This window comes from Polyangiaceae bacterium (genome assembly GCA_016715885.1).
In the GTDB taxonomy this organism is placed as follows: Bacteria; Myxococcota_A; Polyangia; order Polyangiales; family Polyangiaceae; genus Polyangium.
The window spans coordinates 164,110-180,533 of record JADJXL010000025.1; the positions used below are offsets into that span (position 1 = coordinate 164,110).

Below are 16,424 nucleotides of genomic sequence, written 5' to 3' on the forward strand. Positions count from 1 at the left end.
GTAACTCGCGCGATCCACGTCAGCATCGCCCATCAATGTAACCCATGTCACATTGATGGCACCTCTTTTCTCCGTGTATTTATGCGTAGTTGCGCGAAGTTACAGCGCCAACGGCTCGGTTGGCGAGCGAATGCCGCCTGAACACGAACGTCAGTATGGCGAGGACGAACCACCACAAAGAGGTCGCTGTCGCCGCTCGCCCGACCATGTTGCATCCACAATGCATGGCCGGCGGGTTCGTGACGGGAGCTTTCGTGACGATGGACGACGGCGCGTCTCGCTGCAAGGGGCGCTTTTCCTGAATTGCGTCTGTCGAAGCCGAACTGGTAGGCACGACGGCGGACGGCGGTGGCGATGGCGCTTCGACCGCTCCGGGGCAATTGCGTGGGTGTTTGGCAAGCCAATCGAGTAATGTGCTCACGTTGCCCTTCGCATTGAGCGCTCGCCATTCTCCAGCGTGATCTTTTCCAGGAAGGAGGTCCCAAGTGACGTCCTTGGTGCACGCTTGCACGTCGTCCCTCAGACCTCGAGCAAGGTGGTGCAGCGGGTTCTTGTCACCCACGAGAAAGTACGCGGGCGGCGAGCAAGACGAACATGCGCTCGTCGCGGGCGGCATGCCGCCTCCCACGAAAATCACGGCTGCGTAACGTTCTCCAAGCCGCCCATAGTGATACCCCAGAAACGACGCTCCGCCTGACCAGCCCGCAATCCAAATGCGATCGGGATCGATGGACACATCCTGCCGAACGGCGTCGATTTGCGCTTCAATCCAGGCAGGAGGATCGCCCTTCGACCATTGCCAAAAACTTCCGACGAGACACCCCTCTTCTTTTGGGCACATCGGCGCAAGAACTGCAATGCCTCGCTCGGACGCCGCCGCCACGAAGGGTTCGGAATCACGAGTTACGAGTGGGGTTTTGCCGCCAGGGGCGTCTCCGTGCAGAACCACGAGCAGCGGCGACTTCGTGGCGCCTTCGGGTGGCGGAACGAACAGGCAGCCTTTACAGGGAAAACCAATGCGACGTTCTGGAGCGGCCGCGACGGATATCGTCACGCACGTAGCAACGAGAAACGCCGCAACTTTTGCGATAAAGCGAGAAAATGCCCGAGGGGCCACAGGCATGCGAGCTTCATTCCCCATCGAGCGTGTACAGGTATGCCGCGATGTCCTTCGCTTCTTGCTCGCTGACGCCCATGATGGGCATGCGGGTGCGAGGCCTGATGTCGGTCGGTTTGCGGATCCATCGCACGAGGTTTTCGGGCGTATTGACGACGGTTTGCGCAATGTCACCGCGATTGGCAAAGCCGTAAAGCGGGTGGGATTCGCGCCCGACGGCCCCTTCGATGCCGGGAATGATGTGGCACGCGCCGCATGCATATTTCTTGATGGCCACTTTCCCCTGCTCGGGATCACCACCAACCACTTCACGCTTTGCTTTCGGCGAACCGCACGCTGCGAGCACGAGAAGCGCGAAACCCATCACCACCACGAGACGTCGATGTATGAAGTGCACCTGAATTCCCGTATCCACTCTTGTCGTCGTTTCCAGCAGCGTCGGTCAAGGCCATGCGCCACGGGCGGAGGCTAGCACATCGCACGTGCTCGCAAGCCACCGTCGCAGCTTCATGCCCCAAACGCTTCCAAAACGGACGCGCACGTTTCTTCGCGACGATGTCTGTTTGAGCACAAACATTACGTCCCCAAAGAAATGGGCATGCCGCGCCGCAACTCGACGACGCGGCATGCTTCATCGCCTTTCAGTTGGGCCCGTACAACCAATCCGCAGGATTGTCGTAACAAACCAATCGAGCGTAGTACGCGCCCCCATCGTCGAGGTCCGGATAGAGCCCCACGACGCCGAGATGAATGTCCTCGAAATACAGCGCAACTCCCATGTAACCGGCGATCGCAACCGATCCGTGGATCAGATCGAGCTCGGGAACCGCCATGAGCTGCACGATCGACTCTCCGGTCGGTTCATCCAAGATGCTCTCGCAACTGCGAGCAATCGCATCACGGAGCCACATCGTGTCGTCGTGATGCTCGAGGGGAAATGCAGGTTCACTCGTCACGCCTTCGAGGAAGTCCTCGACGATTTCGTGCAAGGGTGCTTCAGCGACGAGCTTGCGTTTGATGCGAGCGACGCGCTGTGCAACGAGCGCGAGCGACTCGAAGTACGGAGCCGGTGAGGGACGGCGTTTCGGATTCGGTTTCTGCCGGCGCTTCTTTGCCGGGGAGCGCGGCTTTTTTCCACACGCGTGGCAAGAAACCGTGGAGGATGACGAGGAACGGGAAGTGCGGGTATTTGCCATGGTACACGTCGACCTTGTTCGAGGTTGGAAGGACAATCCCGGCCCCGCTCTCACCACGTGGACGCACGCACGCGCACGGCGCAAATCGTGGCGTGCGACATCGCGGCCAATCCCGCAATGACTCGCTCGGTCGCCCGATCTCCGCGCGCTCGCGACGATACTCCCACGCGCTTCGAGGTGAAGCCGCGGCCTATACACATCCATCGAACGAGCGCGGCGCGAGTTGCGTGGTTCGCGAACTTTTTTTTCGGTGCGCGACGCTGCGCATGATCGTTCACCAAAGGCGGCAAGTCTGGTACGGTCCGCGGTGATGAGCAGTCCCGGCAGCAGCATGGCCTCGCAGGCCGCATACGAACGCGTAGGTCGTGTGCTGCGGGACAAGTGGCATCTCGATGAAGTGATTGGCACAGGTGGTTTCAGCGCCGTCTACGCAGCAACGCATCGCAACGGCAAGCGCGTTGCCATCAAAATTCTTCATCCCGAGCTGAGCGCGATCGAGACGGCACGAAGCCGGTTCTTGCGCGAAGCGTATGCCGTCAACGCCGTCGAGCATCCGGGCATGGTGTCCGTCGTCGATGACGACGTCGACGAGCACGGATGCGTCTTTCTCGTGATGGATCTGCTCGAAGGCGAAACGCTGGAAGAGCGGCGTGCGCGCGCCGGAGGCAGCCTCGACTTCGACGACGTGCTCACCATGGCCGACGAAGTGCTCGACGTGCTCGCGGCCGCGCACGAGAAAGGCGTCATTCATCGCGATCTGAAGCCCGAGAACGTGTTTCTCTGCAAGTCGGGACAGATCAAGTTGCTCGACTTCGGCGTGGCCAAGCTGCGCGAGACGCATCATGCCAAAGCGCTCACGGTCAACGGCATCGTGATCGGAACCCCCGCGTTCATGCCGCCTGAACAGGCCAAGGGACAGTGGGATCAGGTCGACGAACGATCCGACCTTTGGTCGATGGGCGCCACGATGTTCACCCTGCTGACGGGGCAGCTGGTGCACGGTCAGTTGAATCCGCACCAAGCGCTCGTCGCGAGCGTGTCGAAACCTGCTCCGTCGCTCGATGACGTCTCGCCTGGTGCGCCGAAGAGTCTCGTGGCGTTCATGGCTCGCGCGCTAGCGTTTGACCGGGCAAACCGTTTCCAAAGTGCCCGAGAAATGCAGCGTGCGGTACGCGCCGTGCTCAGCGAGCTGTCGAGCCGCGCGTCGGTGCCAACGGGTCACCTCGACGACGACCCAATGGCTGAAGCCTTTCGCAAGAGCGTGCCCGACGATTCGTCGTCGGTCACCGTGCCTCGCGCGGGACTCGTGCCCAAAGAAGCGATGCAAGCAGCGGCGAACGACTTGCGTCCCTCGGCGCCTCCCGAGCGCGAGCTTCAATCGTTATTCGATCCGCAAGCGTCCCATTCCGGATTGAAAAAGGTTCCGCGTAGCGAACGCGAGCTTCAGTCGCTGTTCGACGCTCAAGGGTCGATCTCGACGCAGAAGAAGGTTTCGCCGGAAGAACTTCAGCGACCAGCGCCAGTCGCAAACGATGGGCCCAAGGACGACGAAGTGAAGACGCTCGTTCGTTCCAGCAAGCCCCCTGCGTCGAAGGATGCCAAGGCCAAGCCGGCGCCGCCCGACGAGCAAAAATCGCGACCGAAAGAAAAATTGCCCCCCGCAGCTCAAAGCAAGGTTCCGCTGTGGGGTTGGGTGGCGCTCGTATTGCTTTCGGTTTTCATCGTTTTGATGGCATTGCTGCTCGTACGTGAAATGAGGCGCCCCAAAGCGGAGCTTTTTCATCATAGCCACACCGAATTCTTCATTTCCGTCTAATCCATGCTGTGGGTTGCCCTGATTGGCCTTGTTGCGTTCGTTTTTGCAGTGATTGCCGGCGTTGATGCATCACGGCGACTGCTCGAGATTCGGGTCGAATCGGGGCGAGTGGTGAAGCTCGAGGGGCGAGCTCCCGGGGATCTCGTGCATGATGTCGAGGATGTTCTGACGCGGTCGCGTGCGTCGGGCACGATCATCGTGCGGCTCGAAGGGGATCGAGCTGCGGTGCGTGTTCAAGGGCAGTTCGATGAAGGGACGACGCAGCGGCTGCGCAATGTGGTGGGACGATTTTCGACGGCGCGACTGCGGGCTGCCCGGCGCGTCAAGCGATGAGCGCCGTCGGCTGGTCGGCCATCAGGTTCCGTCGTTGGCGATGAACTTGCGGACCTGAGCTTCGATGGCGCCGCCGGGAAGCACGAAAGGTTTGTCCGTGATGTCGATCGCGAACTTTTGCGCCGTAATGGTGTAGATGCCCTTCACGGTGCCAGCGGGCGTCGGCACGGAGAAGTCGCCCTTCTTTTCGTCACCGAGGAACTTGCCACCGACCTTTTCGATGGCGCCTTTGGCTTTTGCGACGATGTCTTGCGCCGCGCCGGGAAAGTCGATCGAAAAACTATGCTTTGCCATGTTTCCTACCTTTTGTCGCAAACGACATCGATTCTTGTCGAGGCTCGGCCTCGAACGACGGGGCCGACCATAATCCGACTCTTTCGCGAAAGCCAGCACGAACGCACGCCGACAAAACTGCACATTTCCGTTACGAACGGCTCATTTTTGCGTCTTGTGCGGGCATGGTTTCTTCGAGGCGCCCTGGAGCAGTATCGACGACCTTGTTCATGTACCACGGCCGCGTCGCTTTTTCGTTGTGCCTGTATGCGAACCACGCGCTCAGCACGAGAGGTATGAACATGAAAGCGCCCGTGGAGACCGTGACGTCGGGACCGATGGTCGATCGGCTCGAAAGAATGCCTGGAACGAGTCGCACGGGTACCACATCCCCCTCGCGCAGCTGGTCGCACTTGAGCGCATCGACGTCGTCCGAGAAGATGGGGCCATTGGCGGGGTTCAGCCAAACGCGGCAATGCCGAGTGATGTCGCCTTCGCCGTCTCTCGTCGTGAAATCATGGAGCATCGTGATGTTGGCATCGACGGTTTGTCCCAGGTATCGACGGGCGTGAAAGCCGAAGAAAAATGCATGGCATAGGATGGCAACTATCGCAGTCAATACAACCACTACCCCATGAAAACTGGCCCGTTCGCGAAATCGCGCTCCAAGCGGTTCGGTGGAGAGGAGCATGGGCTGTTTTGGCATGGGCCGAAGCACGAGCGCTTCGCGAGATGATCGATAACCGCCTTCCGTGGGCGATTCGGGATCGTGGGCGCGGACGAGCTCGCCGCATGCATAGATTTTTTCGCCTGGCGTGAGCTCGGCGTACCGCGTGCGTTTGGTCAACTCGACACGAATGATGCCATCCATCGAATCGACCAGAAACACCTCTCGCGTGCTTTCGATGCGAATACGTTTGTCCTCAGCAACTCGAAGATAAAATGGTGCGATGTCGACGCGGCGATTCTTTTCGGTCCATTTGTGCGACCAGACGCCCGAGCTTTCGGTTTCTTCGCCGTCCTGGTCGACATCGACGCGAACGGCAACCGAAGCGCCCTGGGCATATTCGACTTCTCCGAACAAAACGGCAGGTCCGGGTACGAATTTTTGGTTGACGTCGGAGGCAGTGGCATCTGCGGCTCGAGCTTGTCGCAAGTGGCGCGCCCGCTCGACGAGGGCGACGCCCATGATGAACAAGAAGCCAAGCGTGCCGAAGACGTCGACGAACAGGGAGGAGAGGATTGGACCCACGTGGCCCGACGATATGAGGTCGTGCATTCGAGCGACGAGAGTAACACGATGAGGCTTGACAGCGGAAGAGCTTCGGTTTCTCCTATGCGCCCTTGATCGGGCTGGAGCCCACGTGGGGCTTTTCCGAAGCAAGGGTTCACGCGCGGAGGATGTCGCAATGGTGTACGTGCCGCCTGGTAAAGAGGGTTCCAAAGTCACCTACAAAACTCGCTACGCGAATTTCATCGGGGGGGAGTGGGTAGCGCCGGTCAAGGGGGAATATTTCGAAAACATCACGCCGGTGACGGGCCGTCCTTTCTGTGAGATTCCGCGTTCGACCGCCGAGGACATCGAAAAAGCGCTCGACGCAGCGCACGGTGCGAAAGCAGCTTGGGGGAAAACGTCGCTGACGGATCGCTCGAATATTTTGAACAAGATTGCGGATCGGATGGAGCAGAACCTGGAAAAGCTCGCCGTGTCCGAAACGTGGGACAACGGCAAGCCGGTGCGCGAAACGCTCGCCGCGGACTTGCCGCTCGCAATCGATCATTTCCGATATTTTGCGGGTTGCATCAGGGCGCAGGAAGGATCGATTGCGCAGGTCGACGACACGACGGTGGCTTATCATTTCCAGGAGCCGCTCGGCGTCGTCGGTCAAATCATTCCGTGGAACTTCCCGCTGCTCATGGCCGCATGGAAGCTCGCACCTGCGCTCGCGGCGGGCAACTGCGTCGTCCTCAAGCCGGCGGAACAGACGCCTGCAACGATTTTGCTTTTCGCCGAATTGATTGGGGACCTCTTGCCCGCAGGTGTCCTCAACGTCGTCAATGGTTTCGGGTTCGAGGCTGGCAAGCCGCTCGCATCGAATCCGCGCATTGCGAAGATTGCCTTCACGGGTGAAACAACGACGGGCCGGCTCATCATGCAATACGCATCGGAAAACCTCATTCCGGTGACGCTCGAGCTGGGTGGCAAATCGCCCAACATTTTCTTCGAAGACGTGATGGCGGCCGACGACGATTACTTCGACAAGGCGATGGAAGGCTTTGCGATGTTCGCCTTGAATCAGGGCGAAGTGTGCACGTGTCCTTCGCGTGCGCTCGTGAGCGACAAGATCTATGGGCGATTCATGGAACGCGCCATCGAACGCACGAAGAAGGTCAAGCAAGGCAATCCGCTCGATCCGACGACGATGATCGGGGCGCAGGCATCGAACGATCAGCTCGAAAAAATCATGTCGTACATCGACATTGGCAAGAAAGAAGGCGCGAAGCTGCTTTTGGGTGGCGAGCGCGTGCGGCTCGGCGGTGACCTCGAGAATGGGTACTACGTGGCTCCGACGATTTTCGAGGGGCACAACAGATTGCGCATTTTCCAGGAAGAGATCTTCGGGCCGGTCGTGAGCGTGTGTTCGTTCAAGGACGAGTCTGATGCGCTATCGATTGCCAATGACACGCTGTACGGCCTTGGCGCAGGCGTGTGGACGCGTGACGGCAATCGCGCATATCGCATGGGCCGCGCGATTCAAGCGGGTCGAGTGTGGACGAATTGTTACCACCTCTATCCGGCGCATGCGGCATTCGGTGGATACAAGCAATCGGGTGTGGGTCGCGAAACGCACAAGATGATGCTTTCGCATTACCAGCAAACGAAGAACCTGCTCGTCAGCTACAGCCCCAAGGCGCTCGGGTTCTTCTGATGGACTCGCATCCGCCGCGTGTGGTCGCGACCGAGGCGGCAGCCGCATTGATCAAGCGGCTCGTCGCTCGGCACGGTCCGCTCATGTTTCACCAATCGGGGGGCTGCTGTGACGGCAGCTCGCCGATGTGTTACCCGCGCGGCGAATTCAAGGTCGGTGCACAGGACGTCTTGCTCGGTGAAATCGAGGGATGTCCTGTGTACATCGGCGCCGCGCAATTCGAGTTGTGGAAGCACACGCAGCTCGTGATCGACGCAGTCCCGGGGCGCGGAGGCGGTTTTTCCGTCGAGGCGCCCGAGGGAATGCGGTTTCTCACGCGGTCCAACGTATTCGGGAGCGACGAAATGTGCGCGCTCGATGCGGCAGGCGTCAAGCGTGGCGATCAAACCTAGAGTTCCGTTCACTGTGGAATAAGGCCAAATCGGGGGGTATGGGGGGGCCGAGCCTCGCCGTGCTTTTGCGCAAGCAAAAGCACCGGGAGGCGAGCCTCGGCCCCCCCATCGTAAACTAGCCTCGCGAAGCGCGCGTTCCACGCGCGCGAAGCGAGCGACCAAATCTTGGCCTGGATTCAACACGCAAGCGAAATCGTCGCAATGACGCCGGAGACGGGCATATCGGCATTGCCCACGGGGGCGGCGGCCACGAGCACGGGGACGCGAGTACCATTCCGATGAAGGAAAAACGCGCGCACGCGATCGGCGTCCGCTGGTGGCGCGGGTAAATCGAGCAAATGCGTGGCCCTTCCATCGTCGCGCGAAAGAAACCGCGTCATCGACTCACCCACGACCTCGTCCCGCGAGTATCCAAACAATCGCTCGGCGGCTCCCGTCCATTCGGTAATGGTTCCATCGACCGATCCCACGACAATCGCATCTCGCGATTGCTCGCAAATCACATCGAGCATGTTCCTTCGTTCGTCTGCTTCCTGCTCTTTGCTGACTTCGCGCGCCACGGTGTAATAGCGCTGCGAATCCGCCGACGTGAATCCACGCCAGAGAATCGGGCGGTACGTGCCATCTTTGCAGAGGTACCGATTTTGGAACAAGAATTGCGGCACGCCGGGCAAAAGCCGGTTGACCATGTAAACCGTCTTGTCCCGATCGTCGGGATGTACGAAGTCCATGAACGGTTTGCTGCGCAATTCGTCGCGGGAGTAACCGAGCGTAGTCTCCCACGCCATGTTCAAAAGCTTAAAGTAGCCGTCATAACCAGTAATTGCGACGAGGTCCGATGATAGCTCGACGAGTGTTCGCAGCTCGTCCGCGCTTACTTCGGTTCCTGCCTCCAACTTCGAGCGACGCGCAAGCTCTATCTCGCGCGGCAGTTGTGCAGCTTGCCCGTCGGGCTTGTCGCGCTCTCGCATGATGCCTGAAATAGCATCACCGATTGCAAAGGTGGTAGAAATTCTTCGTCAGCAGACACAATTGTGACAGGCGCGTCATTTCTGATTGCTCGTTGCGTTACTCAATCGAGCTGTTTTGCGGCGAGCGCTTCTTGGGCCATTTCGTCGTAGGTCATGCGCTTTGCTCGAGCAAGCTCTTCTTCATTGAAGAGGGTTTGCATGAACCCTTTTTCGACGCCTGCGATGCGACTGAAGACATTGCCGACGTATTGCCCGGCGACGGGATGATTGACTCCATCTTGCAGGAACCGCAAAAACTTCGTGAATGGCCGGCGTGCCCTCGCTTCTCGGCGTCCGAGCAATTGCATTCGCTTGAATGCTTCGCGAAAACGTTTGCCCTGGGGATCGACGACCCTCATGGGAACGAAAAAAACATCGTGAATGAACGGCTGCGCGCGATAAATCATTTTTGCAAATGTCCATGCCGCCCGCATTTGCGTCTCCATGGACGCGTCTTCGTGCCGCGACTCCATCTTTCGCTCGTAGACGTCCGACGAATAATATTCCGACATGTGATAATCGATTGCGATGTGTCGCGATTCGTCCCGATTGATGAGCTCCATGGCCTCGGCGCTCATCTCATCGTGCACGTAGTCGTTGATCGACCGGAGGAGCGCGATGTCCAAAATGAGCTCTCCCATGGTAATGTATGCGTTTGCCACGTCGTCGGATAGATACCGTATCGCATCGATGAATTGAGGTGCAAAAGCCGTCAGCGTGGGGCTTTGTCGATATACTTTGTAATGGTGCACGTCATAATAATCCGCGAGCATTTGCGCGGCTTGCGAATGACGCACCTCATCCTTCACGAAGGTCGCAAATATCGCCTGCAGCGTAGGATTTTCGACGCGACGCTGTTGCTCGAGAAATAACGCCCCCGCAAGTCGCTCGATGCCCGACATGTCCGTAAAGAGCTGCACGATGGCCATCTCGTCTTCGCGCGACATGGGACGAGGTTTACGGCTCCAGTCGAGATCCCGCACGCTCCACTGGTCCCGTTCGCATCGCTCGAGCATCTTGTCGAGGTCCATGGCGTAAGATTACGAGCACCCGTCGCGACTGTAAACCCGACCCAAAGCGCGAAGTGAATACGCTCATGGGGCCGTCGGGACGCACGACGAGCGCCTCGGACACGCTCGACATCTGCGTATGCGCGCAGCCTCGTGCGTCACACGACGAGCACACTTGCTGATCGAAGGGTAATTCGTGCATCATCGAGCCATGCGCACAGGAGACGTCGTCGATGGCCGCTACGCCATTTTAGAGCGTGCTGGCATTGGCGGAGTCGGCTCCGTCTACCGCGCCTTTGATCGCCAGACATCGTCGCTCGTCGCCGTCAAAGTTCTGCACGTTCCGCACGCGACGGCGCAGGCACGCTTTCTCACGGAGGCCCGCGCGCTCGCGGGGCTCGAACATCCACACATCGTCCGCTATGTGACGCATGGAATCCACGACGAAGAACCGTATCTCGTCATGGAGTGGCTCGAAGGCGAAAGCCTCGACAGACGCCTCGCACGCGAACGCCTGACCATCGACGAGAGCGTGGATCTCGCGCGGCGCATCGCTTCCGCCCTGGGCGCTGCGCATGCACGCGGCATCGTGCATCGCGACGTCAAGCCGAGCAACGTGCTCTTGGTGGATAACACTCTGGACAAAGTGCGCCTTCTGGATTTTGGAATCGCGCGTTTGGACGACGCGGGCGGGAGCCTCACGCGAACGGGCAACGTGCTCGGAACCCCCGGCTACATGTCGCCCGAACAGGCGCGCGGGGACAAGCGCTACATCGACGCGAGGGCAGACGTGTTTTCGCTTGGGTGCATGCTTTACGAGTGTTTGACAGGACAAACTCCGTTTCATGGCCCGCACGCAATGGCCGTGATCATGAAGCTTTTGTCGGAGGAAGCGCCGCGCTTGCGGTCGGTGCGTCCGGACGCACCCGACGCGCTCGAGGCTCTCGTGGCACGCATGCTCGCGCGCGAACCGCTTGGACGTTTCGCCGATGGTATTGCCGTCGTCAATGCGATCGATGCGCTCGGATCACTGAAGAACATCGAGCCGCAGCCGATGTCGGTGCGTCGCCGTTTGCCGTCGAACGCGGACATGTTCCCGGCGATTCCGGCGGCGCCAGTGCCGGCGGTCGACCCGTCGCTGGCCATGGCGCCCACGATGATGGGCGTGTCCTCCTTGCGCGAAATGACCGAACGCTACGCGGATCGACCGTCGCCGGAGCGCTACAACGACCGTCCATCGCAGCCGCCGATACCGGATGGTCGCCCTTCGCGACGAGACAGCGTGCCTCCTCCGCCGCCGAGCGTGCCGCCGCCTGCAAGCCGAGCGCCTTCGAGCCCGACGCTTCTGGGAAAGGCATCGGGAAGCTTTCCGCCGTCGAGTGTCTCGTCGCCCGGCACGGTGCCGCCGCCGAGTGATCGTCGATGGTACGAGCGCCTTCCGCGTGCACCTGGACGAAGTCCGTTTCACGTCAAAGGACTTGCGTACAAGGGGCTGCTCCACTTCGTCACGACGAAGATCGAAGGCGGTGTTGGCGTGCTTGCCGCAAGCATGCGTGACGCGGGGCTGCGCGACTACATCACGCAGACGTTTCTCGCATCGACGTTTTACGACGCGTTGCCGCTCGTCGCAGCGAGTGCAGCGGCGGCAAACCTCGTCAACGTTCCGCTCGACACGTTCGCGCAAAATCAAGGACGCGCGCAAGCCAAGTACGACGCCGAGCACGCTTATCGCGCGTTCGTGCAAGGTCGATCGATCGAGGACTTTCCGTCACGCTGCAAGCTCATCGCCACGCGGTACTACGACTTCGGCGACTGGGAAGCGAACTCGTTCTCGCCTGGCACGATAACGTTCGTGGCCAAAGGAATTCCCGCGTGGGCTTCGCCGTGGTTCGGGCCGCTGCTCGGTGGATACGTGTCCACGATGGTGCAGATGGTCGCGCGGAAAAACGCATCGTGCACGGTGTACCCAACGCGCCGCGACAGCGCGACGGACGGGATCCAGACGATCATCGTGGAGATGGATATTTCGTACTGATCGGGAATTAGCGCATCACGCGGCCCACGAAAAACAGGCCCATTTGCGTGATGAATTCGCTCGTCTGCCGCGTCTTGCGCATCGACTGAACGACATGCGACAGCGGATGCAACGACGATCCAACGAGACCGATCACGAAGTCGTTGTCGTGCGTGTCGAGCCCTTGGCATGCAAGACGAATGTCGTGCGCGAGATCCTGCGATCCGTACGCGCGCCCAATCGTTCCATGCTCGCGCAAAATTGCACCTTGCTCGCGCGGTTCGAGCTTCGCGAACGCTCCACTACGGCGCAGCGGATACCAAATGGCCCACGGCCACGCCGGGTTTGTCACGGTCTCGACAGGACGCTTCAGCATCCAGTACTCGAGATCCTGTTCGTAGCCAGTCGAGTAAGTTCGTCCGAGCATCGTCATCTCGGATCGCAACCGAAACGAGCGTTGTTCGACCATCGCGGGACGCACGACGTCCGTGAAAGCCGCCGGATCCTCACTCCACGTGAGCACGCCGAAACTCCACGGATCGTTCACGTCCTCGTAGAGCACCACGCCAACACCACGTCGCTCGATCGACTCGCGCACCCGCCCCGGTCCAACACTGCCCGGTCCAGTGGTGCGATCTTCGATCACGAGCAGTTGCATGAACAAGCGTCGATTCAGCACCTGAGGCTGCCCGTCTTTGGGTGCTCCGCGTTCGAGCACATCCACCGAGGGCAGCGCTGCTTCACCGTGACCGTGACTCGCTCCAGGCTTCGATTCGCTCATGATCCGAGGGCTACTCGTCCCGACGACGAGCGGCAACCCCGATGAACGATGTCCCCTCCCCTGCGCCGAAGGCGGACCATGGTATACGATCGCTCCCGGCATCCGTATGACCACAACCGATCTCTTCTTCGCCCTCACACCACACAAAGTGCTCGAGGCTGTCGAGAGGGCAGGATTCGCCTGCAATCCTCTCTGCTATCCGCTCAATTCGTTCGAAAACCGAGTGTACGAAGTGGAGCTCGAGGACCGCACGCGTGTCGTCGCCAAGTTCTACCGTCCAGGCCGCTGGACAAACGCACAGATCCTCGAAGAACACGAATTCCTGGCCGATCTCGTGGAAGCCGAGGTGCCCGTGTGTCCTCCCATGCGCCTTCCAACCGGCAGCACTCTGGACGAAATTGATGGCATTTCGTATTGCCTTTTTCCTCGAAAAGGAGGTCGCGCGCCGGACGAGCCGGACGATGAGCTTTTGATGCGCCTCGGAATGCTAACGGCGCGCCTGCACAACGTCGGAGCGGCTCGAAAATCCGCACATCGACTGCGTCTCGACGGCAGCGAGTTCGTTAGGAAAAACGTAGCCGCATTTCGTGAACGAAATGCCATTCCCCCGAAGCTCGTGGCCCGTTACGAACGATCTGCCGATTACATTGCAAATTGCATCGACGACGCGTTGAAGTCCATTGACGTACATCGCATACATGGCGACTTGCATCATGGGAATTTGCTTTTGCGCGACGATGTCTTGTGCGTCATCGATTTCGACGACATGGTCGTAGGGCCAGCGGTGCAAGACATTTGGCTGCTCGTCGGAGGCCGCGATGTCGAATCACGCATGCGTCGGGAAGTCTTTTTGGAGGGTTACGAGCAATTTCGGCGTTTCGATAGGCGAACGCTGTCGCTCATCGAGCCGCTGCGCGGTTTGCGACGCATTCATTATGCAGCCTGGATAGCTCGGCGCTGGCACGATCCCATTTTTCCGCGCACATTTCCCCAATTCGGATCCGATTCGTATTGGGAAGAAGAAACCCGCGATCTCGAAGAAATCGTACGGATTCACCAAAACGAATCGAGCAGGACGCTTTTATCATGACGGCCTATGTCGTTTACGACTTCGAAGCGGTCATCGACCAGCACAATCCTCCGCCCGAAGGGTCGGATCCGGACAAAGTGCCTTCCGTTGCGCATTTGGAAATTGTTTCCGGCGCCATCGTCGCTCTGGTCCTGGATGGCTCGAGAACGCGCGTGCAAACGCCGAGGCTCTTGGGCGGACCGGAGTTTGGTGAAATGGCCATTTTGCGCGACTTTACCGGCATGGTGGGAAAACACCGTCCGGTGCTCGTGTCGTGGAATGGTCGAGGGTTCGATTTGCCGCTCGTCATTGCGCGATGCGTGCGTCACGGAATCGTGGCGCCGTGGCTTTGGGACCGGGATTTCGAAGATCGTTATCGAGGCACGAATCACTTCGACTTGCAGGACGCCGTGAGCCTTCGTGGAGCGGGTCGCCCATGCCGGATGGCTGCATTTGCGTGCCTTGCGGGATGGCCCGGAAAGGTCGGCGTCGATGGGTCGGACGTCGAAGGGCTTTGGAATGGCGGCGAGGCGGGACGAAGTGCCGTGCGCGATTACAATCTTTCGGACGTAGCCTGCGAAGCAGCCATTTTGCTCCGCGTGCTCATGTGCCGCGCGGACATCACGATGGACGAATATCGAGTCGCAGCGCACGCGCTTTTGGATTACGTCGACGCCGACGCGCGCCTTCATGCGTTACGGGACAGGATTGATCGGAAGCGATTTTTGCTGGAGAGTTAGCTCTTCCGGTAGTGATCGACCATCTTGTAGCTGCGCGCGACCATTCCGAACGCAGCCGCCGCGAGCAGCCCAAAGCCCACGAAGAAGAACATTTGAAACGCGGTCGAGCGCAGCCCCGTGTGCGCCGTAATGGCCGCGAGCACCGATTCTCTTTTTACGGCGGCATTCACGAGCAATACCCATAGGCCGCCGATGGTCACCGTGAGCGACCAGAAGCTCATGAGCGTGCCCTTCATTTTTGCAGGCGCTTGACTGTAGGCGAATTCGAGCCCCGTGGCACTCACGAGCACCTCGCCGAACGTCAGGATCGCATACGGCACGACTTGCCACAATATCGGCACCGTTGCGCCTCGATCGATCATGACTTGCAAAATGCCCACGGGAATCCAGGACAAACCGGCCAAAGCAATGCCCACCGTCATGCGCCGGAGAGGCGTCGGGTTGATGCCGATTTTACGTAAAAATGGGTACAGCACCACGTTGTTCAGCGGAATGAAGATCATCACGAGCGCCGGATTGAGCGCCTGCATTTGTGATGCTTCCTGAAAAAATCCCCACCCCGGAAGCGACATCGCCTTCGCCTGTAGAATCCACGTCGATGCTTTTTGATCGAATAACGACCAAAACGGCGTCAAGAGGAAATACAGCACGAGCACGCGCAGCACCGTTCGAACGGCGTCGACATCTTCATCGGGATGGTCTTCTCGAGCGGCATCGAGCGACAGGTAAACCGCAGGGCCCGCCAGCGCAAACAATACGACAATGGCCAAGCACACCGTCGCGACGAATCCAATGCTTGGCAGGAGGGCAAACGACGCCGCGAATCCAATGACGCCAATAGCCGTCAAAATTCGCCCCGTCCCCGATCCTCGACGAAGCGCCGTCCACGCAACATTACCAAATGAATGAGGATCTCCCGGGGATGGCGGAACGACGACATATCGCTTGCGCCCAGCCCAGAAGACAATCGTTGCAATGAACATGAGGATGCCGGGAATGCCAAAGGCAATGCTCGGCCCCCACTTTTTCAGCGTCACGGGGATCAAGAGCGACGCGAAAAACGAACCGAAATTGACGATCCAGTAAAACGCGTCGAACACGACCCGCGCCAGATGTTTGTTCGATTGATCGAACTGATCGCCCACGAAGGACGACACACACGGCTTGATGCCGCCCGAGCCGAGCGCAATGAGGAAGAGGCCCGTGTAAAACCCGAGCTTGTTCGATTCGAACATCGCCAAACATGCGTGTCCGACGCAGTAAAAAAGCGAAAGATAGAGTATCGTGCGGTATTTTCCCAAGAACCTGTCGGCGAGCCACCCCCCGAGGAGCGGGAAAAAGTAGACCCCCATCACGAAAATGTGAAAGACGTCCTTCGCCGCGCCCGCGCGATCCGCCTCGATCACGTCCTTGAGCAACCACCCCACGAGAAAGCTCGTGAGGATGTTGCGCATGCCGTAGAAACTGAAGCGCTCACACGCCTCGTTGCCGATGATGTACGGGATCTGTCGCGGATACTTCGCATCCGCCGCGACCGTCGAGTTTGTCCCTGCGCTGCTCGTCGTCATGGCCTGCGCGAGCGTCGCCGCAAAGTGCGCTCGTGGCAAGTCACCTTTTGTGCCCCAACGAATGTGACATCACTCACCACGATCGCCGGCACGCGTTCAGAAAGGCCAACCGTGGTCACGAAGGGTGTGGACGTGAACCCGGCAGCAATGCGAAGCTTTGGACCGATACGAGAGG

Annotated in this window: 16 protein-coding genes; 7 read left to right on the plus strand and 9 right to left on the minus strand. The window is 59.5% G+C overall.

Annotation, left to right across the window (positions count from 1 at the left end; translation table 11 throughout):
* Positions 1–79 precede the first annotated feature (79 nt).
* The 3 genes from IPM54_35725 to IPM54_35735 all read right to left on the minus strand — a co-directional run bounded on the left by IPM54_35725 (position 80) and on the right by IPM54_35735 (position 2,313).
* Entirely contained in the window at positions 80–1,123 is a 1,044-nt protein-coding gene (locus IPM54_35725; protein ID MBK9265118.1) for a hypothetical protein, read from the minus strand.
* Between the two features lie 7 nt (positions 1,124–1,130).
* Entirely contained in the window at positions 1,131–1,532 is a 402-nt protein-coding gene (locus IPM54_35730; protein ID MBK9265119.1) for a c-type cytochrome, read from the minus strand.
* Between the two features lie 226 nt (positions 1,533–1,758).
* The gene (locus tag IPM54_35735; GenBank protein MBK9265120.1) at positions 1,759–2,313 is read right to left on the minus strand and encodes a hypothetical protein; all 555 of its coding nucleotides are present in this window, start codon (positions 2,311–2,313) and stop codon (positions 1,759–1,761) included.
* 310 nt (positions 2,314–2,623) lie between these two features.
* Between IPM54_35735 and IPM54_35740 the strand changes: the two genes are divergently transcribed.
* Both IPM54_35740 and IPM54_35745 read left to right on the plus strand, forming a co-directional pair.
* Positions 2,624–4,129, plus strand: coding sequence for a protein kinase (locus IPM54_35740; GenBank protein ID MBK9265121.1), 1,506 nt, complete (start codon positions 2,624–2,626; stop codon positions 4,127–4,129).
* 48 nt (positions 4,130–4,177) lie between these two features.
* Positions 4,178–4,462 carry a DUF3634 family protein gene (locus IPM54_35745; GenBank protein MBK9265122.1) on the plus strand — a complete coding sequence of 95 codons (285 nt, stop codon included), beginning with the start codon at positions 4,178–4,180 and terminating at the stop codon, positions 4,460–4,462.
* A gap of 21 nt (positions 4,463–4,483) precedes the next feature.
* Here the strand turns inward: IPM54_35745 and IPM54_35750 are convergent, their stop codons facing one another.
* Positions 4,484–4,756, minus strand: a complete 273-nt coding sequence (locus IPM54_35750) for a hypothetical protein (GenBank protein ID MBK9265123.1) — start codon at positions 4,754–4,756, stop codon at positions 4,484–4,486.
* A 130-nt stretch (positions 4,757–4,886) separates the two neighbouring features.
* Positions 4,887–6,014, minus strand: a complete 1,128-nt coding sequence (locus IPM54_35755; protein ID MBK9265124.1) for a hypothetical protein — start codon at positions 6,012–6,014, stop codon at positions 4,887–4,889.
* A gap of 130 nt (positions 6,015–6,144) precedes the next feature.
* Between IPM54_35755 and IPM54_35760 the strand changes: the two genes are divergently transcribed.
* Together IPM54_35760 and IPM54_35765 are read left to right on the plus strand one after the other, a co-directional pair.
* Positions 6,145–7,665 (plus strand): aldehyde dehydrogenase family protein, encoded by a 1,521-nt coding sequence (locus IPM54_35760; protein ID MBK9265125.1) that lies wholly within the window; start codon positions 6,145–6,147, stop codon positions 7,663–7,665.
* The gene (locus IPM54_35765) at positions 7,665–8,057 is read left to right on the plus strand and encodes a DUF779 domain-containing protein (GenBank protein ID MBK9265126.1); all 393 of its coding nucleotides are present in this window, start codon (positions 7,665–7,667) and stop codon (positions 8,055–8,057) included. The genes IPM54_35760 and IPM54_35765 overlap by 1 nt, the downstream gene beginning before the upstream one ends.
* A 176-nt stretch (positions 8,058–8,233) precedes the next feature.
* Here the strand turns inward: IPM54_35765 and IPM54_35770 are convergent, their stop codons facing one another.
* Both IPM54_35770 and IPM54_35775 read right to left on the minus strand, forming a co-directional pair.
* Positions 8,234–9,028, minus strand: a complete 795-nt coding sequence (locus IPM54_35770) for a PAS domain S-box protein (GenBank protein ID MBK9265127.1) — start codon at positions 9,026–9,028, stop codon at positions 8,234–8,236.
* Between the two features lie 101 nt (positions 9,029–9,129).
* Positions 9,130–10,098, minus strand: coding sequence for a hypothetical protein (locus tag IPM54_35775; GenBank protein ID MBK9265128.1), 969 nt, complete (start codon positions 10,096–10,098; stop codon positions 9,130–9,132).
* Positions 10,099–10,288: 190 nt separating this feature from the next.
* Here IPM54_35775 and IPM54_35780 point away from each other — a divergent pair, with 190 nt between their 5' ends.
* Positions 10,289–12,112: a serine/threonine protein kinase gene (locus IPM54_35780; protein MBK9265129.1), complete on the plus strand. Its 1,824-nt coding sequence runs from the start codon at positions 10,289–10,291 to the stop codon at positions 12,110–12,112.
* Positions 12,113–12,119: 7 nt separating this feature from the next.
* Here the strand turns inward: IPM54_35780 and IPM54_35785 are convergent, their stop codons facing one another.
* Entirely contained in the window at positions 12,120–12,872 is a 753-nt protein-coding gene (locus IPM54_35785) for a chlorite dismutase family protein (GenBank protein MBK9265130.1), read from the minus strand.
* Positions 12,873–12,978: 106 nt separating this feature from the next.
* On the opposite strand from IPM54_35785, the gene IPM54_35790 reads away from it, so the two are divergent.
* A complete protein-coding gene (locus IPM54_35790) occupies positions 12,979–13,962 on the plus strand; it encodes a serine/threonine protein kinase (protein ID MBK9265131.1) in 984 nt (327 codons plus the stop codon).
* Complete coding sequence (locus IPM54_35795; GenBank protein ID MBK9265132.1) at positions 13,959–14,681, plus strand: hypothetical protein; 723 nt, start codon at positions 13,959–13,961, stop codon at positions 14,679–14,681. The genes IPM54_35790 and IPM54_35795 overlap by 4 nt, the downstream gene beginning before the upstream one ends.
* Here IPM54_35795 and IPM54_35800 read toward each other — a convergent pair.
* The gene (locus IPM54_35800; GenBank protein MBK9265133.1) at positions 14,678–16,249 is read right to left on the minus strand and encodes an MFS transporter; all 1,572 of its coding nucleotides are present in this window, start codon (positions 16,247–16,249) and stop codon (positions 14,678–14,680) included. The genes IPM54_35795 and IPM54_35800 overlap by 4 nt on opposite strands.
* Positions 16,250–16,424: the final 175 nt, after the last annotated feature.